Source organism: Methylobacillus methanolivorans, from assembly GCF_054588515.1.
In genome coordinates this window covers 81,494-104,514 of sequence record NZ_BAAILT010000001.1, presented here as the reverse complement: position 1 = coordinate 104,514, position 23,021 = coordinate 81,494, and the positions used below count along the sequence as shown (strand labels likewise).

At 55.1% G+C, this 23,021-nt stretch carries 18 protein-coding genes; 16 read left to right on the top strand and 2 right to left on the bottom strand.

Going from position 1 to position 23,021, the window contains the following annotated elements:
• The first annotated feature begins 115 nt into the window (after positions 1-115).
• The 5 genes from LG202_RS00445 (at position 116) to LG202_RS00425 (ending at position 4,670) form a co-directional block, all read left to right on the top strand.
• Entirely contained in the window at positions 116-841 is a 726-nt protein-coding gene (locus LG202_RS00445; RefSeq protein WP_230346473.1) for a type 1 glutamine amidotransferase, read from the top strand.
• 111 nt (positions 842-952) lie between these two features.
• Positions 953-2,068 carry an aminomethyltransferase family protein gene (locus LG202_RS00440; protein ID WP_230346472.1) on the top strand — a complete coding sequence of 372 codons (1,116 nt, stop codon included), beginning with the start codon at positions 953-955 and terminating at the stop codon, positions 2,066-2,068.
• A 3-nt stretch (positions 2,069-2,071) separates the two neighbouring features.
• Positions 2,072-2,668 carry a dimethylamine monooxygenase subunit DmmA family protein gene (locus LG202_RS00435; protein WP_230346471.1) on the top strand — a complete coding sequence of 199 codons (597 nt, stop codon included), beginning with the start codon at positions 2,072-2,074 and terminating at the stop codon, positions 2,666-2,668.
• The gene (locus LG202_RS00430; protein WP_230346470.1) at positions 2,665-3,618 is read left to right on the top strand and encodes a PDR/VanB family oxidoreductase; all 954 of its coding nucleotides are present in this window, start codon (positions 2,665-2,667) and stop codon (positions 3,616-3,618) included. Before LG202_RS00435 ends, LG202_RS00430 begins: the two co-directional genes overlap by 4 nt.
• An 8-nt stretch (positions 3,619-3,626) precedes the next feature.
• Positions 3,627-4,670 (top strand): heme-dependent oxidative N-demethylase family protein, encoded by a 1,044-nt coding sequence (locus tag LG202_RS00425; protein WP_230346469.1) that lies wholly within the window; start codon positions 3,627-3,629, stop codon positions 4,668-4,670.
• A 103-nt stretch (positions 4,671-4,773) separates the two neighbouring features.
• Here the strand turns inward: LG202_RS00425 and LG202_RS00420 are convergent, their stop codons facing one another.
• Entirely contained in the window at positions 4,774-6,150 is a 1,377-nt protein-coding gene (locus LG202_RS00420; RefSeq protein WP_230346468.1) for a PAS domain-containing protein, read from the bottom strand.
• A gap of 25 nt (positions 6,151-6,175) precedes the next feature.
• Here LG202_RS00420 and LG202_RS00415 point away from each other — a divergent pair, with 25 nt between their 5' ends.
• From LG202_RS00415 to LG202_RS00405, 3 genes are all read left to right on the top strand, one after another.
• Positions 6,176-7,981: a histidine kinase gene (locus tag LG202_RS00415; protein WP_230346467.1), complete on the top strand. Its 1,806-nt coding sequence runs from the start codon at positions 6,176-6,178 to the stop codon at positions 7,979-7,981.
• Between the two features lie 50 nt (positions 7,982-8,031).
• A complete protein-coding gene (gene narL / locus LG202_RS00410; protein ID WP_230346619.1) occupies positions 8,032-8,673 on the top strand; it encodes a two-component system response regulator NarL in 642 nt (213 codons plus the stop codon).
• Positions 8,674-8,789: 116 nt separating this feature from the next.
• A complete protein-coding gene (locus tag LG202_RS00405; RefSeq protein WP_459724075.1) occupies positions 8,790-10,487 on the top strand; it encodes an APC family permease in 1,698 nt (565 codons plus the stop codon).
• 58 nt (positions 10,488-10,545) lie between these two features.
• Here the strand turns inward: LG202_RS00405 and LG202_RS00400 are convergent, their stop codons facing one another.
• Positions 10,546-11,205, bottom strand: a complete 660-nt coding sequence (locus LG202_RS00400) for a MarC family NAAT transporter (protein ID WP_230346466.1) — start codon at positions 11,203-11,205, stop codon at positions 10,546-10,548.
• 196 nt (positions 11,206-11,401) lie between these two features.
• Here LG202_RS00400 and LG202_RS00395 point away from each other — a divergent pair, with 196 nt between their 5' ends.
• The 8 genes from LG202_RS00395 to LG202_RS00360 all read left to right on the top strand — a co-directional run bounded on the left by LG202_RS00395 (position 11,402) and on the right by LG202_RS00360 (position 23,019).
• Positions 11,402-14,407 (top strand): bifunctional diguanylate cyclase/phosphodiesterase, encoded by a 3,006-nt coding sequence (locus LG202_RS00395; protein ID WP_230346465.1) that lies wholly within the window; start codon positions 11,402-11,404, stop codon positions 14,405-14,407.
• A 453-nt stretch (positions 14,408-14,860) separates the two neighbouring features.
• A complete protein-coding gene (locus LG202_RS00390; protein WP_230346464.1) occupies positions 14,861-16,102 on the top strand; it encodes an FAD-dependent oxidoreductase in 1,242 nt (413 codons plus the stop codon).
• A 26-nt stretch (positions 16,103-16,128) separates the two neighbouring features.
• Positions 16,129-16,389, top strand: a complete 261-nt coding sequence (locus LG202_RS00385) for a sarcosine oxidase subunit delta (RefSeq protein WP_230346463.1) — start codon at positions 16,129-16,131, stop codon at positions 16,387-16,389.
• Positions 16,386-19,268, top strand: a complete 2,883-nt coding sequence (locus LG202_RS00380) for a 2Fe-2S iron-sulfur cluster-binding protein (protein WP_230346462.1) — start codon at positions 16,386-16,388, stop codon at positions 19,266-19,268. Before LG202_RS00385 ends, LG202_RS00380 begins: the two co-directional genes overlap by 4 nt.
• 34 nt (positions 19,269-19,302) lie before the next feature.
• Positions 19,303-19,971: an aminomethyltransferase family protein gene (locus tag LG202_RS00375; protein ID WP_230346461.1), complete on the top strand. Its 669-nt coding sequence runs from the start codon at positions 19,303-19,305 to the stop codon at positions 19,969-19,971.
• Positions 19,972-19,999: 28 nt separating this feature from the next.
• A complete protein-coding gene (gene glnT, locus LG202_RS00370; RefSeq protein WP_230346460.1) occupies positions 20,000-21,379 on the top strand; it encodes a type III glutamate--ammonia ligase in 1,380 nt (459 codons plus the stop codon).
• Between the two features lie 63 nt (positions 21,380-21,442).
• Positions 21,443-22,339, top strand: a complete 897-nt coding sequence (locus LG202_RS00365) for a class II glutamine amidotransferase (protein WP_230346459.1) — start codon at positions 21,443-21,445, stop codon at positions 22,337-22,339.
• Complete coding sequence (locus LG202_RS00360; RefSeq protein ID WP_230346458.1) at positions 22,327-23,019, top strand: GltB/FmdC/FwdC-like GXGXG domain-containing protein; 693 nt, start codon at positions 22,327-22,329, stop codon at positions 23,017-23,019. The genes LG202_RS00365 and LG202_RS00360 overlap by 13 nt, the downstream gene beginning before the upstream one ends.
• Positions 23,020-23,021: the final 2 nt, after the last annotated feature.

Below are 23,021 nucleotides of genomic sequence, written 5' to 3'. Positions count from 1 at the left end.
CATGTTTTTCAGTAAAGGCAATAAAAGTTTCTTGAAATTAAAAAAAGTTTATTAATAATATCTTCTGGCTGCTATTACAGCAAGGCAATCACTCAACATAAACAGGATACAACTCATGAACCCCGTGATGATCGTGCAATTCAGCGCTTCCGAAGGGCCGGGCTACCTGGCGGATTTTCTGGCGAGCCAGCATATCCCATTCCATGTGCTCAGGATAGATAAGGGCGAAGCGCTACCCGCAACCTTGGAAGCATACAGCGGCCTTGCCATGATGGGCGGTCCCATGAGTGCCAATGATGATTTGCCTTGGAACCCTCCTTTGCTGGACTTGATTCGCCAGGCCATTGCCCAAGGTATACCCGTCATTGGCCATTGCCTGGGTGGCCAACTGCTGGCTAAGGCCATGGGCGGGGAAGTGACGGACAGCCGTTTCAGCGAAATCGGCTGGGTGCGCGGGCTGCCCCTGGAGGCGCCGCAGGCGGCAGAGTGGCTAGGCAGCCGGGCGGAGCTGCCCTTGTTCCAGTGGCATTACCAAACATTCTCGATCCCGCCGGGTGCCGTGCATATCCTGCGCAGCGAGCATTGTGCCAACCAGGCCTATGTGCTGGATGACCTGCACATCGGTTTCCAGTGCCATATCGAGATGAAGCGCGAGTTGGTGCAGAGCTGGTGTGGTCTCTCTCCAGAAGAATTAAAAGGGGGTAGCGAAGCCGATCCGGCACAGCCCATGATTCAGTCTGCCGATGACATCCTGAGCATGTTGGATGAGCGCATTGCTGTGCTCAATGCCTGGGCCGGGCATGTGTATACTCGCTGGAGCCGAGGGCTGAAGCGGGCTTGAATGCCATCGCGGCCCATACTACCTTGGGAGTACACCTTCGAGAGAATTTTCCCACGCGGGGGTTTTGACTATCGTTGACCTTGAAACGATCACTTTTTTTAAGGATACAGCATGTCAAGGAACTCGATTCTCAACGAACGCCACCGCGCCCTAGGCTCCAAGCTGGATGGGGATACCTGGAATGATATGCCCATTCCCTGGAGCTATGATAGCGATGTGCATGATGAGGTCGTCGCTGTGCGCTCCCGGGCTGGCCTCTATGACGTATCTGCGTTGAATATCGTCAATGTCAGCGGCCCGGATGCAGAAAAGGCGCTGGACCAGCTGGTTGCACGCGATATCACCAAGCTTAAGCCAGGACATTCCCTGCTGGCGGCCGAGGTGGATGAGGCAGGTGCCATCTGTGATGACATCATGGTGATCCGTGACTCTGCCACCGCGTTCCGCGTGTCGCACGGCAGTGGCGCTACCAAGACTAATCTCGCCAAGATTGCGGCCGGGCTCAATGTCCAGGTCGAGCCTGATCTTGATGTGCATATTCTTTCCCTGCAAGGCCCGAAGTCGCTGGCAATACTTGATCCATTACTGGATTTCGACCTGAAGTCGCTGGCTTATTTCCAGCACAAGGCCACCAAGTTATTTGGCAAGGATGTCTATATCGCTCGCGGTGGTTATTCCGGTGAGCTTGGCTATGAAGTGTATTGCAGCGCACAGGACGCTGTCTTGCTCTGGGACGAGATTCTCAAGGCGGGCAAGCCTTTGGGCGCGATCCCCGCCTCGTGGAATTCGCTGGAGCTGACCCGCATCGAGGCGGCCCTGCTGTTTTTCCCTTTTGAGATGATAGAGGGCGACACCACGCCGTGGGAGGTCAATATGGGCTGGGGCGTCGACCTGGACAAGCCCGGCGACTATATCGGCAAGGCCGCTGTGCTGGCATCCAAAGGCAAGGAGCGCGTGCGCCAGATTGGCCTGGTATGCAAGGCAGCGACAGCCGTGGAAGCGGGCGCAGGCTTGTTCATCGACGGCAAACAAGTGGGTGTGGTCACCAGTGCTGCCTATAGCCGCTACCTCATGCAATCGCTGGCGCTGGCGCATATTGCCCCGGCCTTTGCCGTCAACGGCACCGTGGTCGAGATCAGGGGCCAGGCGGCAAGCTGGCAGGCCTATGTGGCACCGACGCCTTTCTACGATCCCTTGCGGTTGCGTACCCATCCCCGGGAGGTCTGAGCCATGGAATATGGATATTGGATCAGGAGCAAGCCTGTCTATAGCAGCCTGGCCTGGCAATATCAGGCTCAGGCACATGTAGTGCTGGCACAGGGTGAGGCTGGGCGTGCTGTGCTGCGCCTCTTCCAGCAGCGCCCGCCTGAGCAGGCGGTGACTGTGCTTTACCTGCCTGTGACGGGCGCTGATTACACCGTGTCGATACAAGCGGTGGCGGGTGCCAGCATGCAGGTATTCAACACTGAGGCCGCGTTGTGGGCGGCGTTCGATGCCATGCTCTCACAAGCCTATATGGGGACGCGCTTGTATGCGGCTGGCGATGAGGCTTTCCTCTGGCAAGTATCCACGCTGGCGGCCAGTCATGGTGTGCTCAATGCCGACATCATGCGCGAGCAGCCGGCCTCGCTGGCGCGCCCGGTGTATTGCGTGCATTGCAAAACCATTACCCCGCATGTCACCACCAATATCGCCGTGTGTAGCGGTTGCCAGCGTCACCTGTTTGTCCGCGACCATTTTTCCCGCCGCCTCGGAGCCTATATGGGCCTGATGGTGGATGCCGAGCAGCCTGGCAAGGTGCCAGCCGCCGAGGAGATTTATCCATGAGTAGCTTGAAGGTCATTGTGTCCCATATCGCTGAGGTGGCTGAAGGCATACGCCACTTCACCCTGGTTGCCGCCAATGGCGGCGAACTGCCGGGTTTTTCCGGCGGCAGCCATGTCGTGGTGTCCATGCCGGCAGGGCCGCGCACCTACCGCAACGCCTATTCGCTGTTGAGTTCGCCATCTGATCGCAGCAATTACCAGATCGCCGTGCGCTTGCAGGAGCACTCTCGCGGTGGTTCGCGCTTTATGCATGAGCAAGTCACGGTGGGCACTGCGCTGGACATCACCTGGCCGGTCAATTTGTTCGCGATTGCCCGGCTGGGCCGCAAGCATATCCTGGTGGCGGGCGGCATCGGCATCACGCCGTTCATGTCGCAAGCGCATGAGCTGTTGCGCAGCGGTGCCAATTTCGAGCTGCATTATGGCATCCGTTCTCCGCGGCATGCCGGCTTTGTCGATGAGCTGCGTGCCCTTCTGGGTGACAGGCTGCATTGTTACGACCAGAGCCAGGGACAGGTGATCGACAGCCAGGCCCTGCTTGCCCGCCAGCCGTTAGGTACACATGTCTATGTCTGTGGCCCGGCCGGCATGGTCGATGCCGTGGTCGGCAGTGCAAAACGCTTAGGTTGGCCAGACGCTCATGTCCATTATGAGCAATTCCTGGCGCCGCCCGTTGGCGAGCCGTTCTCCATCCGCCTCAAGCAATCTGGGCTGGTGGTGGATGTTGCCGCCGAGGAAAGCATGCTGGAAGCGATGGAAGCGGCCAGCGTTGAGGTTCCACACCTGTGCCGTGGCGGAGCCTGTGGCCGCTGCGAGCTGGAAGTCCTTTCCACCGATGGCGTGATCGAGCATCACGACCATTACCTCTCTGAGGATGAAAAACGCGCGGGCAACAAGATTTTGCCTTGCGTCTCCCGGGCCAAGTGCTCGTTTATTGAACTCAACCTGTGAGGTACCCCATGAACAATCTCGCCTACAAACTGGAAACCTTCCGCGACGACTATACCTTCCGTAACTCGCCTGAGGCGATCCGTCGTTTTCCGTTCCCGTTCGACCAGGATCAGTACATGTATTCGGTCAACATCGAACCGCATAAGCCTGGTGCGCTTGGCTCGGTTTATGAACATGCGTTCGACATTGACGAGCATTACGTGGCGGAATGCAAGGACAAGGCGATCACCCTGACCCAGGACAAGAGCCGCTATGCCGCATTGCCACACATGATGGATGCGCAATGGGATTTCCTGGAGTTCACCATGGAAAGCCTGGCGCGCGATTATCCCGCGCAATTCAAGTTGAGCAAGCAAGGGGATAAGTGGACCTGGATCAACCTGCCACTGGGTATTGAGGACAGCTTTGTCTTCGGCGATGTATCGACACTGCCGATGGAGCCGTTCGAATATATGGGGCGGCAGGTGCAGGGTGATTTTGTCCTGCTGGACCAGCGCGAGGGCACCTTGTTTGCAGATGCGGGCTTTGTCACCAGCCAAGCAGACTGGTCGCTGATTTTCAATGCGGGCATGGCCTGGCACGAGTGGCACGGCCCGGTACCGCAGATGGAAAAAGTTGGCGTGATGGACCGGGCGCTGAAATTCCTCCTTAGCCTGCAACAAGGCAACCCGGTACGTAGATTGAACTGGACCATGACCATCAATCCTCGCCTGGATACCTCGCCTGAACATTATCCGCAATGGGGCCCGGACAGGCTCAAGGTCACCGCAGAAAACGCCGGTCAGAAGGCCCACCTGCGCGTCGAATTGCAGACCTTGTTCCGTCTGCCGCGCAGTAATGCCATCATGTTTAGCATCCGCTGTTATCTTCTCAGTCTGGAAGAAATGACGACCTTCCCGCGCTGGATCAAGCGCTTCCACCGGGTGATCCGCGATTTGCACCCTGACCTCTTGGAGTACAAGGGCATCAAGGTCTATCACGAGCCGCTGCTGGCATGGTTGGCTCCGCAGGACGATGGTGAAGTGTTAGCACCAGGTACCCGGCCAGAGTAGCCGACAGGGGCTAGGCAAGTGTTGTGATGTGGAGCTTGCCTGTTAGCGATGCAACATAGGGCACCTGGCCAGTTTGACTGTGCCAGGTGTTTTATTGTGCGGGTTAATGTTCTAGCTGTTGCTGCAATTGCATGAAGGTTTGAGCCGTATTGGCATGATCGTGACCAATGGCCGTGATAAAGCCTTCAACGGCCAGTAGTTCCCCGGTACTGGCATAAATGCCATTACCGTGTTCCAGCACCCATTGATAGGAGCCATTGCGTGAATAGAGACGATAGACGGCCTGCAAAGCGTGCTGCTGCACTAACTGCTCGCGAGCGGTTTCCCATACCAGACGGTCATCCGGATGCAGTAGCTTCTTAAAGCTGAGTACTGGGCTGGAGATTAACTCATGGGCACCGTAACCGGTCAGGGTGAGGCAACCGTCGCTGACGAATTCAAAATTCAGCCCCTGGTCTGCCTTGCGTCGATAGATCATGCATGGCACGTTGTTGATGAGGCTGCTGAGCGAGTGACGATTGCTTCTCAGGCTCGCCTCGACTTGGCGTGCCTCGGTGATGTCAGTGAGGGTGCCGAGCACGCTGGCGCCTTCGTTCTCCGCCATGGCCGAGCTACGCGCGCGAATGTTGACCCAGCATGGTTCGCCGTTGCGCTTGATGAGCCGTATCTGTTCGTTACAGCGCAGGCGTTTGCCGCGAGCGATCGAGTCCAGGCGCGCAATTGCCAGCGGTTTGTCTTCGGGGTGGATGAAGTCGATCAGCGATTTTCCCAGCGACTCCTCAATCGAATAATCCAGCAGGGTTTCCCAACTCGGGTTGAGAAAGCTGAGGCGATTGGCGCGGTGCAACTCGAACACGACGTCTTCCAGGCGGTTGATGAGGAGGTGATAGTTGAATTGCTCGTTGAAGCGTACACCCGTGGCCGGGCCGCTCAAAATCAGCGAGAATTGCAGTAGTAAACGCTGGTGGGTAGTGCCGTGACCCATGGGCGAAAGTGAGAGCTTACTGGGCAGCACGGTGCCATCCAAACAAAGCAGGCGCAAAGTGCTATCCTCCTGGGCGGGAGTATCGATGCTGGCGAGCTGCGAGGCCAGCAATTGGTGGTCTCCAGGGTAGATGACGTTGGTGAGCGGCATGCCGACAATTTGGTCTGACATGCCCGCCATACCCAGCTCGTTGAGAAAGGCCTGGTTGGCGAATACCACGGTGTGGTTTTCAACCACCGCTGCGGGGGATGAGAGGCGCGAGGATACTTCGTGCTCCCAGTTCAGGCTGCGCATGCGTGCTTGCATGCGGCCCATGTTCTGGCGTGCCAGGATAGGGGCCAGGGCTGTCATCAACAGCAGCGTGAATAATACGCAACTGACGATGAGCAGGCCCGTGAGGTGTGTGGTGAATGGTGCTCCATCCGTCCACCAACTGTTGAATACCAGCAGGAAGATGACGCTGAGGATGAGAGTGCTGAAAAGATATAGGCTCATGGCTATGGATAAAGGCTAGATAAACTTGCAATCGGGAATCACCAACACCAGGCTAGGACAATCGCTCAATACGTGGCGTGAGCGATTGTCACGTCACGCGCTTTACCTGCGACTTGTCCTGCTGCTGTCCTGCGTCGCCATACTCGCCATCTTGCTGCAAGCAGGCTCCTTGTTCTTGCTAGATTACATACCTGCCAGTCAATCTGCAATCCAGCAACTGGCGCAGCGCAAGCTGGAATGGAGTCAATTGTCTGGGCATCCAGGCAGTCACCCACCCGCTGCCTGGAGTAGGGCGACCTTGATGGGAGACGATACGGATCATGAATGGTATGCCGAGCAACAGGCACGCAAGCTGGCTGGCCTGATTGCTAGGCTAAAGCGTGATGAAACGGTTTATCTTGTAGCGATGCAAGATCATGCGGCCTCGTTGCTGCAGGTGATCCTGGCGGATCATGATGCCCTGCTCGATGCGTTGCGGCGCGACGTGGAAGAAAGGCAGACAGTGCTGGTGATGTTGCAGTTGATCGGCTTGTTGCTGTTGCTGTGCTGCCTGGTCACGGTGGCGTTGATGATCAAGCAGATATTGATAGACCGCGTGGCCAGCCTGCTGGCGATGTTGCCTCGTGAGCAAGTGCTCGCTCAGGATGACCGTGATCTTGATGAGCTATCGCAACTGGAAGGCATGGTGCAGGCTTTCTCGGCGCAGATGCAGGGCTTCAAGTCCGAGTCCGAGTGGTTCAACCGCAACCGTAGCGAGCTGTTGCGTCGGTTGTTGCGTGCACGTACCTTCATTCATGGGCTGGTGCTCTCGCTCAACGACAGCGTATTGAATGAATCCGTGCTCAAGACCATGCTGTATTCGATGGAAAGTAGCCTGGACTTGCGTAATGTTTCGCTACGCTTCGTGCTCGACGGAGGCGAAGCCAAGGGCGAACGCATGCTGTATTCGCAATATGCGCCTGCGGCCTTGCCGGAAGATGTGACGCGCGACCTGGCGACTCAGCGCTCAGCGAGCTTTACCCTGGAGAGTGGCGCGGGCTGTATTGCGGCAACCTTTACCTGTCCGGGAGATAACTTCGGTACCTTGATACTGGAAGGCAAACCAGGCCAGGAGCTGTACGAATCAGACATTACGCTGGCAGAAATCACTGCACAATTACTATCGCTAGTGTTGGGAGCGCAGAGTCGCGAGGAGCAGGCAAGGCGACTGGCATTGTTCGAGGAGCGTGCCGCGATTGCACGTGAATTGCACGATTCCCTGGCTCAGTCGCTTTCCTATATGAAAATCCAGATCGCGCGGCTGCAAACGCATAAAAGTGGCGATCAGGGCGAGACCCACGAGATTACCAGCGAACTGCGGGAGGGCTTGGATACGGCCTACCGTGAGTTGCGCGAATTGCTGTCTACCTTTCGCATGCACATGGATGTGCGCGGCTTGGGTTTTGCCATCGAGGCGGCTATTGAGGAGTTTTCCAATCGTTCCTCAGTTTCCATCACCCTGGATAACCGCCTGGTGAATTGCCGCCTCACCGTGAACGAGGAGTTCCATATCCTGCACGTTATCCGCGAGGCGCTTTCCAACATTATCCGCCACGCAGGCGCGCAGCATGTTGTCGTTGCGCTGGCCTATACGCCAGGTAGCACTGTAGTTGTGACAATTGATGACGATGGTATCGGCATGCCCGCCAATCCCCCTGAGGAGCCAGGGCATTATGGCCAGAGTATCATGCGTGATCGCGCCTACAGCCTGGGCGGTGACATTACCATTAGTGCCAGGCGCCAGGGTGGCACCCGCGTGCGGCTGATCTTCACCCCCAAGTTGTACCAATGACCACTATGTGCAGTTTATTCAAATATTTAGTACGAAAGTAAGTGAACACTATGCTCAAGGTATTCCTGATTGACGATCATGCACTGTTTCGTAAAGGTGTGAGCCAGATGATAGGTGCTGACCCCATGTTTGAGGTTGTTGGCGAAGCCTCTTCCGGGCTGGAGGGGCTAGAACAGGCACCGATGCTGGCACCAGACATTGTGTTGATTGATCTTAACATGAAGGGGGTTGATGGCCTGGAAACCCTGCGCAGGTTCAAGACAGGTGATCTCAAGGCGCGTTTCGTCGTGCTCACCGTCTCTGATGCGGAGGATGATTTGCTGGAAGCCTTGCGTGCGGGGGCTGATGGCTATTTGCTCAAGGACATGGAGCCCGAGCAGCTATGTGACAGCCTGAAAAAGATTTCCGAGGGCGTGACCGTGATCCAGGATCGCCTCACTGAAGTACTCAAGCAGGCATTGCTGGAGCTTGGCAATAAGTCGTCCCTGCCTGCGACACCGGAGCAGGTGTCACTTACCGATCGTGAGCAGGAAATCCTGCAATGCCTGGCAGATGGCCTTAGCAACAAGGCCATCGCGCGCAAGCTGGGTATTTCCGATACTACGGTGAAAGTCCACGTGAAGCATTTGCTGAGCAAGTTGCGGCTGACCAGCCGGCTCGAAGCGGCTGTTTGGGCGCATCGGCACAAATAGCCCACCTGTCACTGCGCCGCATACTCCCAAAGAAGTAATCCATATTGGGAATTGTGGCGTCTAGCCTCACCGTTATCCAATGTAGCCTGAAGAATCATGTTTCAGGAGACAATCAAGTGAGTACTACCTCAAGCCTGGATGCCACCTCGGCCCAGATAACCCCTAACGCTGCACAAGTACAGCCTGGCAGCTTGCAACGCAAGATAGGCTGGCAGGGTGCATTCTGGGTGGCTAGCGGCGTGCCAGCCCTGGTGCTGTTTTCCATTGGCGCGATTGCATCCACTGTAGGCAAGCCCGCCTGGCTGGCCTGGATGCTCTCAATTACCTTTGGCTTTATCCAGGCTTTTACCTATGCCGAAATTGCCGGCATGTTTCCACATAAATCGGGTGGTGCTTCTGTCTATGGCGCCATCGCCTGGGTAAGGTATAGCAAATTCGTTGCCCCAGTGTCGGTCTGGTGTAACTGGCTGGCCTGGACGCCAGTGCTGGCCATTGGCTCTGGCTTGGCGGCGGGCTACATTTTGCTAGCAACTTTCCCTGCCGATGCCGTCATCAATACTTGGCAGATCACCTTGATGGACCTTGGTTTCATCAAGTCCGGCCTTAGCCTGCGCATCAATGCTACTTTTGTCTTGGGGGCTGCCGTCTTGCTGGCAGTGTTCGGCATTCAGCATGGCGGCATATTGCGATCCTCACGCGTGACCATGATCCTCGGCCTGGCAGCGTTGATTCCACTCATGTTGATCGGCCTGGTCCCTATCCTCACCGGTGATGTGTCGGCTGCTAACTTCCTGCCGATTGCTCCGCTGGCCTACGATGACGCGGGTAATGTGGTGAATGGTGCCTGGAATATCGAAGGTTGGAAGCTGATGGCGGGCGGCATGTTCATCGCCGCCTGGTCAACCTATGCCTTCGAGACCTCGGTTTGCTACACACGCGAGTTTCGTAACCCCAAGACTGACACGTTCAAGGCGATTTTCTATTCCGGCTTGTTATGCCTGGCGGTGTTTACCCTGGTGCCCATCGCCTTTCAGGCTGATCTTGGCCTGGGTCATCTCGTGACACCTGCCGTGCTTGATGCAGCAGGCAATGAAATCAGCCCTGCGGTTTACGATGGTATGTTGGCCCCAGATATCTACAGCGGCATGGGGGTTGCGAGTGCATTGGCCGCGATGCTGGGTGGTAGCCAACAATTAAGTAACATGATCGTCATCATGCTGGTCTTGGCCTTGTTACTTTCCATCATGACTTCCATGGCTGGTTCCTCGCGCACCCTGTACCAAGGAGCCGTGGATGGCTGGTTGCCGAAGTATCTTGCTCATGCCAATGAGCATGGTGCGCCCACCACGGCGATGTGGACAGACTTGTGCTTCAACCTGGTGCTGTTGCTGATGTCCGATTATGTCTTCGTGCTGGCGGTATCGAACGTGTGTTACATCATGTTTAATTTCCTCAACCTCAACGCTGGCTGGATACACCGCCTGGATAGGCCAAATTGGGAGCGTCCATACAAGGCTCCGCTCATCCTCATCGTGCTTGGCACCATCCTTAGCTTCGTCAATGTTGCGTTGATGGGCCTGGGCGCGAATATCTGGGGTGAAGGGACGTTATGGTCGGGCGTGGTCTGTGCGGCCTTTATTATCCCCGTGTTCTTGTATCGACATTATGTGCAGGACAAAGGTGTATTCCCCAAGTCCATGGTAGAGGACATGCATATGGGAGATGAAAGCGGGGTGAGAAAACGTGCAGGTATCTTGCCGTTTATCGCGATTGCGATTGCTGTGCTGATCGTGATCTATATGCAGCACTTGTAAGGCGTCAGAAGCGCAATGCAAAAGGCCCCATTCATGGGGCCTTTTGCATTGTTAGGTGTCAGATGGTTGAAAACTCAATATAGAAATCGCGTATACCAGACGCCAGAAATTGCACTGCCACGCAAGTGAGCAGGAAACCCATGATTTTGGTGATAGCTTGCATGCCGTGTTCGCCAAGGAGCTTTTCGATATGCCCTGCGGCGGATAATGCTACGTAGGCAATGCCTGCGGTGATGGCAATGCCGGTAATGACGATGGCGTCCCCAAGGATCAGTGAGCCTTCGGGGATTTGTGAGCCAAAGCTCATGATGACCGCGATGGAGCCAGGCCCGGCCAGGCTCGGCATTGCCAGCGGTGAGAAGGAGTAATCGAGATTGGCATGCTTGATTTCATCAGGCTCGGAGTCGACGCTGGACGAGGTGTCGAAGCCAGAGAAAATCATGCGCAATGCCAGAATCAGGATGATGATGCCGCCCGCGACGCGAATGCCCGGCATGGAAATACCAAATAGCGAGATGATGCCATTACCCAATAGCAGGAAGGTGGTGAGGATGCAGAAGGCATAAATACAGGCTTTACGTGCCTGCACCCTGCGGGTTTCTGGCGTCATGCGCTGGGTGAGTGCCATGTAAAGCGGGATGGTGGTGAGCGGGTTCATGATGGGTAAAAGGCCGATAACGACGATGGAAACGTATTTGAATGTTTCTAGTATGGTCAAGACTAAGTCCTTTCGTTGATTGGCCGATGGCATGGTGGATGTCAGGAGTATTGCTGACGATATAACATGACTTGGCCAGAATGTGACATTCGGCAATGTTATCAGGTAGAGTGAGTGAAAACGGTAGTGCACAAACGAACTTCATCATCAAGTGATGCCAATCTATGGCAATTACTTGAATTAAAAGGGGAGTGGATTGAGCGGGACTGATGTCGACCCAGATGTGAATAAACCGGATGCTATGGCGATAGTCTCTGGTTCTGTGATGCATGGTGCGACGACTCCTGTGAATCATCCGCCCTTGTTGCCATCTTTTTCCCGTGCATTGGTGTTCAGCGTAGTGGGCTTGCTGATTGGCCTGGGTGCGGTATTGTTGTTTGCCATGACCTGGCAAGCTGTAGAGAGTACTGAAAGCGCGGCCAGGCAGGAAAGCCGTGAGTCGCTCAAGCAAATATCAGTGCGCTTGCAGCAATTGATCCAGGCCACGGAGATGACAGCACTTTCGCTAGAGCGGATTGTGCGTATCCACGATGAGCATCTGAGTGGCGCAACATTACGCCCCATGCTGGAGAGCTCCCTGTCCGCGTTTGAGCAACGTCCTGAGTTGAGTTACCTCGGTATTGTGATTCCCGGCACTGGGGAATACGGCAATATGGAGCGGGTCAGTTCCAAAGACGTAGTGCTTTGGCAGTTTCCAGAAGTAAAGGCCAGTGCTGCAACAGCGCAGACCTTTAAGCTCACAGCAGAGGGTTTTGTTCAGGATAAGGCATATCCTGTTGAGGGGTATGACCCGCGCCAGCGCCCCTTTTACCAAGCAGCATTACATGCACCCAGTGATGGCGCCTGGATGCCGACATATGCCTGGATTGTCCATTCACAGCTCAATACGTCGCTGTGGGGGCTGAGCTATGTCAAGGCGATTCGCCATCACAGCGGAAAGCTGTTGGCTGTGATAGATGCAGATTTTGATATTCCTGCATTGAATCGTTTTCTATCGCCATTGATCACGGAATATCGCACGGATATCCAAGTGGTTGAGCTAGGGCCGACACCTCGCTTGATTGCTGCATCTGATATCGGGAGTGCGCCTCTACCAGTTAGTGAGGATTGGATGCCTGTGCTCAAGTCATCGGGGAATGTGTTTGTTGACCGCATGCAGGTGCAAGGAGAGCGCAGATGGGTCGCGGCGCAGCGGCTGCAGCTGAAAGGCGGCTTGTCGTGGATGGTGATTACGTCGCGGCCAGCACCACTCATTGATACTCCACTCAGGCACCAGTTGTTACAGGTGTTGGGAATGGGGGCTGCCATGGCGGTTGTGCTGGCCCTGGTTTCATTGCGCTTGGCACGTCGCTTTGGTAGGCCGTTAACTGAGCTGGAGCAACGTGTTGCTCGCATCGGCCAGCCGCAGGCAGGAGCACCAGAGGGGCGTATGGAGGAAGCTAGTCAAGGCTTCCGTGAAACCCAGCTACTGGGCACGGCCTTGGATCGCATGGAAGATGCTATTCATCAGCAGGCGTTGGCAAAGGAGCAGCAGGCAGCTTCTATTCGCTTGAAGGGTGCGATCTTTGATTCCACTTCTGCTGCCATGTTCAGTCTGGACGAGACGATGGTGATTGTGGAGTGGAATGCCGCGGCTGAGCGTATGTTTGGATTGAGCCGGGATAAGGTGGTAGGCCGACAGGTGCAGGAGATGTTGTTGTCGCCGCATGATCCACTGGATTGGGCCGCGATACTGGCGACAGAAGATACCATGACACTGGAGTTCATCGGCATCGACGGTGCGTTTGATGCAGAGCTGCGACAAGTGACCCTAAGTCAGGAGAGTCAGCGCATTCATACCCTGATTCTCAATGATATTACCGAGCGCAAGCAGTATGAGCAGTATATGCATCACTTGGCCATGTATGACGGCTTGACCGGCCTGCCCAATCGTAACCTGATCCGTGAGCGTATTACCAAGAGCATTACCCAGGCGCAGGAGGATCATTGCCTGGTTTCCTTACTTTATCTTGATCTCGGGCGATTCAAGGTGGTGAATGAAGGTTACGGTCACATCTTTGGCAATAGTGTGCTGCGGGAGGTGGGGGCGCAATTGCTCCAATATGTGCGCGAAGGCGATACAGTGGCGCGTCTGAGTGGTGATGAGTTCCTGATCTTGCTGGCTGACGTGATTGAGCCGGCCGAGGTAGAACGGGTGGCTCATCGGGTCATTGAGCGTTTTCAATCCCCCATCGTGGTGCAAGGGCGTGATATTCACCTCTCGCTCAGCATGGGCGTCAGTATCTTTCCACATGACGGTGAAAGTGCGGATGAGCTGATTGATCGTGCCGATATGGCGATGTACCGGGCTAAAGAGCTTGGCCATAATGTGTGCCTGTTTTTTACCCGCGAAATGGGGCTGGCCATCCAGCGTCGCGTGGATATGGAAATCAAGCTGAGGCATGCGGTCATCAACGATCAGTTGCATATTGTCTACCAGCCCAAGGTGAATCTGGAAAGTGGTCGCATCAGTGGTTGTGAGGCTTTGTTGCGCTGGCAGCATCCTGAGTTGGGGGCGGTGTCTCCTTGTCAGTTTATCCCGGTAGCGGAGGATTCCGGCCTGATCGTTCCTATTGGCGATTGGGTGTTACGTACAGCATGTACCCAGGCACAGGCTTGGATAGAGGCTGGCTTGCCGCCTGTTTGTGTCGCAGTGAATATTTCTGTGCGTCAGTTCTTGCAACAGGATGTAGTGGCGTGGGTTGCCAATACTTTGCAGGAAACAGGTTTATCGCCTCAATGGCTGGAACTGGAACTGACCGAAAGCCTGATTGCGCAGGATATCGAGAAGGTAACGGAAACGATCAATCAGTTGAAAGAGCTGGGTATCAAGTTGTCTATTGATGATTTCGGTACCGGTTACTCCAGCCTGAATTATTTGAAAAGCTTCCGGGTAGATACCTTGAAAATTGATCAATCTTTTGTGCGTACCATGCTGACAGAACGAGAGGACTCTGCGATTGTGCTGGCCGTGATTGCCTTGGCTCAGAGCCTGGGATTCAAGGTGATTGCTGAGGGCGTGGAGGAGGAGGCGCATTGCCAATTCCTGCAACAGCATGCTTGCGATGAGATGCAGGGCTATTATTTCAGCAAGCCTGTGACGGCCGCAGAGTTTGAACATATGTTGCGTGACGACAAGCGCCTGCCGTCTTCTTATTCTTGATCCCTTTCCTTATCAATGACCCCTTAGCCGTGCACAGTCCCTGGGCTGGTTGTTTGTGCAGTCTTGCTTTTTCACTATTTATCCGCGTCTTTTCCTGATCCTCTGCTGCAATCCAGATGCTCTCTTGCCTAGTTAAGGCAATGACTTAGGCTCTTAAAGTCTGGCATGTCCCATGCTTGCCCTTAGGGCAATACTCCTGAATGGCACATGGCGTTGATCGCTATCGGCATGTGTAGATTTTTCCGCATACAAGCTGCTCTTTTTATATTGATCTACTCCCTTAGGAGTATTGACGGAAAGTCAATGTTTCCTATTATGAAAAAAAGTTTCATAAATGTGTTGACGCTGTTTTTTTGCTTCGGTATAAATGCAATAAAGTTTCTTTTAAAGAAAAAAAGTTTACTTAAAGTGCAGTTTTTGGATGTGATGATTAATCCGTTGGAGCCACAATAAATGCCGTTGAGATTGCTGAAATACGCGTTGAGCAAGGAATATCCGGGAACGCGGTTTTTCCAGGCGCATACCACGCCGAAGAAATCCTATGATGTGGTGATTATCGGCGGTGGCGGTCATGGCCTGGCTGCAGCGTATTACCTTGCCAAGCATCACGGCATCACCAATGTGGCGGTGCTGGAAAAAGGCTATATCGGCGGTGGCAATACCGGGCGCAATACCACCATTGTGCGCTCTAACTACCTGACGCCTGAAGGCGTGAAGTTTTATGACGCTAGCGTCAAGATTTACGAAGATCTTTCCGAAGAGCTGGACCTTAACCTGTTCTACTCCACCCGTGGCCATTTCACGCTTGCACATACTGAATCTGCCATGCGCACCATGCGCTGGCGCGCCGAGGTGAATAAGCATGTGGGTGTGGAAAGTTATGTGGTTGGCCCGGATGAGATCGGCAAGGCCTGTCCACAACTGGACCTGAGCTGTAGCGGCAAGGCACCCATCGTTGGTGCGCTCTACCATGCGCCGGGTTCTGTCGCACGTCACGATGCCGTCGCCTGGGGCTATGCCCGTGGTGCGGATCGTCTGGGTGTAGAAATTTTCCAGAATACCGAAGTCACTGGCATTGATGTGCAAGGTGGCCAGGTGGTCGGCGTGAACACCAACAAGGGCTATATCGCGACTAATAATGTCTTGTCTGCTGTCGCTGGCTTTACACCGAGAATCTGTGAGATGGTGGGGGTAGAAACCCCTATCGTCATCCATCCGTTGCAAGCCTGTGTCACCGAGCCGATGAAGCCATGGCTGGACACCATCCTTGTCTCCGGCAGCTTGCATGTGTATGTCAGCCAATCTTCCCGTGGTGAGCTTGTCATGGGCTCTTCGCTCGATCCTTATGAGGTGCACTCCACACGCTCTACCTTGGATTTCGTTGAGGGCCTCACCTCACACATGCTGGACATGTTCCCTTTCCTTTCCAATATCAAGGTGGTGCGCCAATGGGCGGGTATGGCTGATATGACGCCAGATTTTGCACCTGTGATGGGCAAGACACCAGTCAAGGGTTTTTACCTGGATGCGGGTTGGGGCACCTGGGGTTTCAAGGCAACACCGATCAGCGGCAAGACCATGGCCGAGACCATTGCGCGCGACCAGGCACCTGACCTCATCCATTCCTTCCGTCTGTCGCGCTTTGAGGATTATGAGTTGACTGGCGAAAAGGGTGCCGCCTCGGTGGGTCACTAAGCCTGGGCATAGATAAGGAATACACGATGAAATTACTGACTTGTCCCGTGAATGGAACCAGACCGCTGAGCGAGTTCACCTACGGTGGTGAATTACGCACTCCACCTGCTGCCGATTGCAGCGACAAAGAGTGGGCTGATTATGTGCATAACCGTCATGGTGCGCCTGGCCTTAAGCAAGAGTGGTGGTACCACGGCCCTAGCGGCACCTGGTTCATTGCAGAGCGCAACACATTGACCGACCAAGTAATTCGTACATATCTTAAAGGGCAGGAGGGCAGCAAATGAGTGCACGTTTGACCAAACAAGCAGGTGAGTGGATCAACCGTGCCGCTGTCGTCAAGTTCAGCTTCGAGGGCAAGGATTACAGCGGTTTCGAGGGCGACACGATTACCAGCGCATTGTGGGCCAATGGTGAAAAAGTGTTGGGTCGCAGCTTCAAATATCACCGTCCGCGCGGCATCCTCAGCTTGGCCAATCATGACGTCAACGTCATGCTGACCGATGGCGTGGATACCAATATTCGCGGTGATGTTGTGCCTGTGAACAACGGCGCAGTGCTTGAAGCGGTGAATACCGATGGCGGGGTGCGCAAGGACAAGAGCCGCATTATCGACAGCATTGCTCCGCTCTTGCCGGTGGGTTTTTACTACAAGGCATTTCATACACCGAAGAAAATGTTCCCGTTCTGGGAAAACGTCATCCGCAAGGCGGCTGGCCTGGGCGTGGTCAATTTCAACTATCCGCGCATCACCAAGCCCAAGCAGCATATCCACTGTGATGTGCTGGTGATTGGTGCAGGAGCGTCTGGCTTGGCTGCGGCAATTGAGACGGGCAAACAGGGTTTGCGCGTGGTGCTGGTGGATGAGAACGCTGAGTTGGGTGGTAGCCTTGGGTTCGATTGGGGCGGTAGCCAGGAATCCAGCAAATTGCTTGGCGACCTAGTCGCAGAAGTACAGGCCTTGCCTAATATTCAGGTCATCACTGGTGCTTATGCCGCTGGCTATTACCCTGATCACTTGATTCCCGTGGTGACCAAGGGCGGCATGGTTAAGGTACGCGCAGGTGCCGTGGTGATGGCGAGCGGCGCTTTCGAACAGCCGCCTGTGTTCCGCAATAACGATATTCCCGGAGTCATGCTCGGCTCTGCCGCACAGCGTCTGTTGCACCGCTACGGTGTGAAGCCTTTCGAGCATGGTGTGGTATTTACTGCCAACGACTATGGGTATCGTGTCGCCCATGACCTGCTTGAGTCTGGCGTGAAAGTCGCTGCATTGATCGACTTGCGGGCGACGGCTGGTGATAGCACATTGCCAGCTGCATTGGCACGCCGTGGCGTGAAAACCCTGCATGGCAGCGCGATTTATGAAGTAGAGCACAGTCGCGACAAATTCAGCGTCAAGGCGGTGATCGTGGCGCCGTATGATGCCGATAGCGCCCAGGCAGATACCAGTGCCAAGACGCGTATTGAGTGCGATGGCGTGGCGATGTGTGCGGGCTGGGTGCCGACTGCAAACCTGCTGTATCAGGCTGGTACAGCGATGCGCTACGACTATGGTGTGCACCAGTTCGTTCCCAACAAGCTGCCAGCGGGTATTTTTGCCGCAGGCCGTGTCAATGGCGTCTATGCGCTGGCCGATAAGCTGGCTGATGGCAAACGTGCCGCGATTGCCGCGATGCGCCATATTGGTCGTGAGCTGCCTGAACCTGCGACTGTGCCGGTGAGCGTCAGCGCCCAAAGCCATGCTTATCCTATCGTGATGCACCCCAAGGGCAAGAATTTCGTCGATTTCGACGAGGATATCCAGGTGAAGGATTTCATCAATGCCGCCAAGGAAGGCTTCGACAACATTGAGTTGATGAAGCGCTTCACCACTGTGGGCATGGGTCCCAGCCAGGGCAAGCACTCCAACATGAACGCGATCCGCATCCTTGCGCGCTTGCGTGGCGTACCGGTGGAGCAGATCGGCACTACGACTTCGCGCCCGTTCTTCCACCCCACCCCGATCGGGCACCTAGGTGGTCGCGGCTTCCATCCGCATCGCACCACCCCGCTGCATGATGTTAATGCAGCCTTGGGCGCGGTGTTTACCGATGTCGGCCCCTGGAAGCGTGCTGCCTACTATGCAGTGCAAGGCCAGAGCGTGCAGGACACTATCCTCGCCGAAGTTGAGGCCGTGCGCAGCAAGGCGGGCATTATCGACAGCAGCTCCTTCGGCAAGATTGAGGTGCGCGGCCCTGAGGCTGGCTTGTTCCTCGAACGCTTCTTCACTGGCCGTTATGCTGACCAGGCAACAGGCACATCACGTTACACCATGCTGCTGGATGACACAGGTGTGGTGGTAGATGACGGTTTGGCACATCGCTTGGGCGATGAGCTGTTTTACCTGACTTCCGGCACCTCGAATGCTGCTGCGGTCTATCGCGAGATGCAGCGTTGGCAGCAAATCTGGCAGCTCGATATTGGCCTGGTGAATGTCACTGGCTCTTATGCCGCCATCAATGTGGCAGGCCCGCTGGCACGCCAGATATTATCAGGCCTGCTTGATTTCAAGCTGGATGAGCAGGCGCCACATAGCGCTCGTGAGGCAACGCTGGCTGGTGTGCCTGTGCGCTTGCTGCGCGTGGCTTTTGTTTCTGACCATACCTACGAATTACATATGCCTACGCCACAAGCAGCCTTTGTCTGGGAGCAAGTGATGCGTGCAGGCTCTAGCCTTGGTCTCAAGCCTTTCGGTACTGATGCCCAACGCCTCTTGCGCCTGGAAATGGGCCATGCCATGCCTGGCATTGATACTGATGGTTTAACGAATCCGCTGGAAATTGGCGCAGAGCATGCCCTCGCAATGGATAAGCCTGATTTTATCGGTAAGCGCAGCTTGCAGATCATCGCCAAGCGTCCGCTGAAGAAAACCCTGGTGGCCTTTGCACTCAATCCTGGCTATGCCGGTGAGATGCCGTTCGAGTGCAACCTGGTGATCCGCAACGGCGAGATCGAGGGGCGTGTCACCAGCATTGCCTACTCCAAGACGGTAGGCCGCGCGATCGGCTTTGCTTATGTGGCACCGCAGCATAGTGCCGTAGGAGCAGGCTTTGAAATCCGCACTGATAGCGGTGCCTTGGTGCCCGCGAATGTGGTGCCTTCCCATTTCCTGGTTAGTCGATAGTGAGGCAAAGAACGTGATGCAGACAGAAACGCCGATGTTCACAAAGTTAGTTACCCCAGTCGCGCATGCGCTCCATCATGAGCAGGGTGCTTGGGGTGTCATTGATCAGATGCAAGTCGTGACTCACTTTGCCGACAAGACCCTGGAAGAGGGTAGAAAAAAGAATGTGGGAATCGCTGATGCGAGCCTGCTACGCAAGTTTGGCGTCAAGGGCCCACAGGCTGCCCAGTGGCTAGCCGGGCAAGGCGTAACCATCCCGCCAAGTGCCAATAGTTGGGTACGCAGCGAGGATGGCAGCTTGGTGCTACGGCTGGGCAATAGCGAGTTCCTCATTGAGGATGCGCCGGGAGGCACAAGCTGCGAAAGGCTGGCACAAGCCTATGCAGGGGCCAAGGGTGTATATCCGGTACCGCATGTTGAAGCGTCATTCGCGATGAGCGGCGCTGCGGTGCAGGTGTTGTTTTCAGAAGTTTGTTCCATTGATTTAACTCGCGCGGCCCTAGGCGCACAAGACGTCGTTATGACGCAATTCGCCGGGGTCAGCGTAGTCCTGATGCACCAGGACCTGGAGGAGGAGAGCCATTTCAGGCTGTGGTGCGATAGTTCGTACGGTCCATATTTGTGGGAAGTGATTGCAGGCATCGCTCACGAGCACAACGGCGGACCCGTCGGGATAGGGCGCTATTTCGCGGCCTATCCATAAAATTCAATCGGACTCGGAGAGTTAGTTTATGAAGACAGTAGATGGAAAATTCACGTATCAGCCCAGCACGCCAGCGCAGGATTTGGCAGCTGCGAAGCAGTTCCTGGCTGATCACAACGTGAAATACGTGCTGGCGCAGTTCGTGGATATCCACGGGGTCGCCAAGGTGAAGTCGGTGCCTACAGCCCATCTTGAATCCATCCTCAAGGGAGGCGCGGGGTTCGCTGGTGGTGCGATCTGGGGCATGGGCATCTTGCCGAACGGGCCGGATTACATGGCCGTGGGCGATTTATCTACCTTGAGCCTCATCCCCTGGCAGCCAGGCTATGCGCGCATTATTTGCGATGGGCATGTCGACCAAAAGCCTTATGAATATGATTCGCGCGTGGTGCTCAAGAAGCAAGTCGAACGCCTGGCTGCACATGGCTGGACGCTCTATACCGGTTTGGAGCCAGAGTTCTCACTACTCAAGCGTGATGAGAAAGGTGGCTTGCATCCCTGTGACGAGAGCGACACCCTGCAAAAGCCTTGCTACGACTACAAGGGCATGACACGTCAAGCGGTGTTCCTCGAGAAGTTGACCGAGGCATTGATCGCGGCCGGGCTGGATGTGTACCAGATTGATCACGAAGATGCCAACGGCCAGTTCGAGATCAACTATACCTATGCCGATTGCCTCAAAAGTGCTGATGACTACATTCTGTTCAAGATGGCGGCCAGCCATATTGCTAATGAGCTCGGCATGACTTGCTCCTTCATGCCCAAGCCTTTCGGCAACCGCCCAGGTAACGGTATGCACATGCATATGTCGATTGGTGATGGCAAAAAAAGCCTGTTCCATGACGATGGCGATAGCACAGGCCATGGCCTTTCCCCGCTGGCGTATCACTTCCTTGGCGGTATCTTGCATCACGCCCCGGCATTGACTGCCCTGGCTGCGCCTACGGTGAATTCTTACAAGCGCCTGGTGGTGAGCCAATCACTGACTGGCTCTACTTGGGCACCTGCTTATATTTCCTACGGCAACAACAACCGCTCGACCATGGTGCGCATTCCTTATGGTCGCCTGGAGTTGCGCTTGCCAGATGGTAGCTGTAACCCATACCTGACAACTGCGGCGGTGATCGCGGCTGGCCTGGATGGTGTGGAGCGCAAGCTTGACCCTGGTGCTGGTCATTCGAGCAACCTGTTCGACCTCAGCCTGGCCGAGATGAAGGAGCAAGGTATTGGCATCCTGCCGCAAAACCTCAATGAGTCGCTGGACAAGTTTGAGGCTAACCAGGTGTTACGCGATGCGTTGGGCCATGCGTTGACTGACGAGTTCATCAAGCTCAAGCGTGCAGAGTGGATTGATTACCAGCGCCATGTCTCGGATTGGGAAATCAATCGCTATATCGAGTTCTTTTAAGCGAATTTTTAATGTGCATTGTAACTAGATGCTGAATTCTGGATTTTTGTAAGGAGAAACATCATGTGTGGAATCGTGGGATTGCTGGTGAAAAACCAGAAAATGCGGGCCAATATCGGTGAGTTGATGCTGCCCATGCTGATCGGCATGACAGAGCGCGGCCCGGATTCCGCTGGCCTGGCGATTTTTGGCGCCCCGGTAGGTAGCAGCGAGCGCAAGTTCAGCCTGTATTGCGCTGCGCCTGAGTTCGACTGGGCCAAGCTCAGTGTAGACCTCAACAACGGCCTGAAGGCTGATGCCAAGGTGGAAGTGAAGGTGAACCACGCTGTGGTGACTACTGGTATCAGCCCAGATACGCTCAAGGCCTGGCTCAAGGAACATTATCCCCAGGTGCATTTGTTGTCCGTTGGTCAATTGATGGACATCTACAAGGACACCGGCACGCCAGCCCAGGTTGCCAGCCGTTATGACTTCTCGAAGTTATCCGGCAGCCACCTGGTTGGCCATACTCGTATGGCGACAGAATCTGCGATCACCCCATCGCACGCTCACCCGTTCACGGCGGGCGAGGACTGGTGCCTGGTGCACAACGGCTCCCTTTCCAATGCACATAGCATTCGCCGTAAGCTGGAGCACGAAGGCATTTCCTTCGAGACCGATAATGACACCGAAGCTGCGTGCCGCTTCCTGCAATGGCGCATGCGCGAGGGCGATGACCTCAAGACAGCGCTGGAACATGGTTTTGACGAACTGGATGGTTTCTACACCCTGCTGATGGGTACCAAAGACCAATTGGCGCTGGTGCGCGACCCGTTTGCTTGTAAGCCAGCGATCGTAGCCGAGCATGATGACTATGTGGCGATTGCTTCCGAGTTCCGTTCTTTGGCTCACTTGCCTGATATCAAGAATGCCAAGGTATTCGAGCCTGCACCAAAGGAGATGTACGTATGGAAACTGTAACTTTCGACCTGGAAAAAACTCTGCTACGCGAGGTGAACCAGTATCTGCATAGCGATGCAACCGAGCTGGATGGCAAGACAGTAACTATCACTAACCCAGGCGGTACCCACAATATTGCGGTTGGCCTCAAGGCCGACGTGAATGTGGTGATTGAAGGCCATGCGGGTTATTACGCAGCAGGCATGAACCAATTTGCCAATGTGGTGATTGAGGGCAGTGCTGGTACCGGTGTTGCTGAGAACATGATGTCCGGCCGCGTGCATGTAAAGGGCTTTGCCTCTAACGCTGCTGGAGCGACTGCGAATGGTGGTCTATTAATCATCGATGGCGATGCAGGCTTGCGCTGCGGTATCTCCATGAAGGGCGTCAATATCGTGGTGGGTGGCTCGGTGGGTAGTTTCTCTGCCTTCATGGCACAAGCTGGTAATTTGGTGATTTTAGGCGATGCTGGCGAAGCGCTCGGTGATTCGCTCTATGAGGCCCGTATTTTCGTACGCGGCACCATCCAGAGCCTAGGTTCTGATTGCGAAGTGAAAACCATGGATGCCGAAGCGCGCCAGATATTGGTTGATCTGTTGAAAGAATCCGGTCATGCCGATGTTGACCCTGACAGCTTCACGCTGCTGGGCTCCGCCCGCAAGCTGTACAACTTCCACGTAGATAACGCAGGAGACTACTAATC

Bases quoted from the DNA above. Each gene is read 5' to 3' on its own strand.
- LG202_RS00445 (WP_230346473.1), top strand. From the start codon at position 116: ATGAACCCCGTGATGATCGTGCAATTCAGCGCTTCCGAAGGGCCGGGC.
- LG202_RS00440 (WP_230346472.1), top strand. From the start codon at position 953: ATGTCAAGGAACTCGATTCTCAACGAACGCCACCGCGCCCTAGGCTCC.
- LG202_RS00435 (WP_230346471.1), top strand. From the start codon at position 2,072: ATGGAATATGGATATTGGATCAGGAGCAAGCCTGTCTATAGCAGCCTG.
- LG202_RS00430 (WP_230346470.1), top strand. From the start codon at position 2,665: ATGAGTAGCTTGAAGGTCATTGTGTCCCATATCGCTGAGGTGGCTGAA.
- LG202_RS00425 (WP_230346469.1), top strand. From the start codon at position 3,627: ATGAACAATCTCGCCTACAAACTGGAAACCTTCCGCGACGACTATACC.
- LG202_RS00420 (WP_230346468.1), bottom strand. From the start codon at position 6,150: ATGAGCCTATATCTTTTCAGCACTCTCATCCTCAGCGTCATCTTCCTG.
- narL (WP_230346619.1), top strand. From the start codon at position 8,032: ATGCTCAAGGTATTCCTGATTGACGATCATGCACTGTTTCGTAAAGGT.
- LG202_RS00390 (WP_230346464.1), top strand. From the start codon at position 14,861: ATGCCGTTGAGATTGCTGAAATACGCGTTGAGCAAGGAATATCCGGGA.
- LG202_RS00385 (WP_230346463.1), top strand. From the start codon at position 16,129: ATGAAATTACTGACTTGTCCCGTGAATGGAACCAGACCGCTGAGCGAG.
- LG202_RS00380 (WP_230346462.1), top strand. From the start codon at position 16,386: ATGAGTGCACGTTTGACCAAACAAGCAGGTGAGTGGATCAACCGTGCC.
- LG202_RS00375 (WP_230346461.1), top strand. From the start codon at position 19,303: ATGTTCACAAAGTTAGTTACCCCAGTCGCGCATGCGCTCCATCATGAG.
- glnT (WP_230346460.1), top strand. From the start codon at position 20,000: ATGAAGACAGTAGATGGAAAATTCACGTATCAGCCCAGCACGCCAGCG.
- LG202_RS00365 (WP_230346459.1), top strand. From the start codon at position 21,443: ATGTGTGGAATCGTGGGATTGCTGGTGAAAAACCAGAAAATGCGGGCC.
- LG202_RS00360 (WP_230346458.1), top strand. From the start codon at position 22,327: ATGGAAACTGTAACTTTCGACCTGGAAAAAACTCTGCTACGCGAGGTG.